The sequence below is a fragment of the Pseudomonas sp. OTU5201 genome, assembly GCF_038440135.1.
Classification (GTDB): Bacteria; Pseudomonadota; Gammaproteobacteria; order Pseudomonadales; family Pseudomonadaceae; genus Metapseudomonas; species Metapseudomonas resinovorans.
Genome location: NZ_JASATC010000097.1, coordinates 1 through 800 on the forward strand (window position 1 = coordinate 1; position 800 = coordinate 800).

Here is an 800-nt window from a genome sequence, read left to right on the forward strand (position 1 = left end):
CACAACCTGCGCATCGCCGAACTGATGCTGGCCAACGAAAAGGCCTGGCGCAGCGAAGCGGAGATCCGCGCCGGGCTGCTGAAGCTCTGGGACGCCATGCAGGAATGCGTGACCAACGGCCTCGGCCACGAAGGCATCCTGCCCGGCGGGCTGAACGTGCGCCGGCGCGCGGCGCGGCTGCACCGCAGCCTGCAGGAACTGGGCAAACCGAACGTGATCGGCAGCACCATGAGCGCGATGGAATGGGTGAACCTCTATGCCCTGGCAGTGAACGAGGAAAACGCCGCCGGCGGGCGCATGGTCACGGCACCGACCAACGGCGCGGCGGGGATCATCCCGGCGGTGCTGCACTACTACATGCGCTTCAACCCCGAGGCCAGCGAAGACGACGTGGTGAACTTCTTCCTCGGCGCGGCGGCGGTGGGCATCCTGTGCAAGAAGAACGCCTCGATCTCCGGTGCCGAAGTGGGTTGCCAGGGCGAAGTCGGTTCGGCCTGCGCGATGGCGGCGGCGGGCCTGGCGGAAGTGCTGGGGGCGACGCCGGCGCAGCTGGAGAACGCGGCGGAGATTGGCCTGGAGCACAACCTCGGGCTGACCTGCGACCCGGTGGGCGGGCTGGTGCAAGTGCCGTGCATCGAGCGCAACGCGATAGCCGCGGTGAAGGCGATCAACGCGGCGCAGATGGCCCTGCGCGGCGATGGCGAGCACTTCATCTCGCTGGACCGGGTGATCCGCACCATGCGCGACACCGGCGCCGACATGCACGACAAGTACAAGGAAACCTCGCGCGGCGGTCTGGC

Annotated in this window: 1 protein-coding gene; it reads left to right on the forward strand. The window is 68.4% G+C overall.

Translation table 11 applies throughout. The annotated features are described in order from the left end of the window. The coding region (locus AAHM40_RS27010; protein WP_342247440.1) for an L-serine ammonia-lyase at positions 1–800 on the forward strand (800 nt) is incomplete at both ends.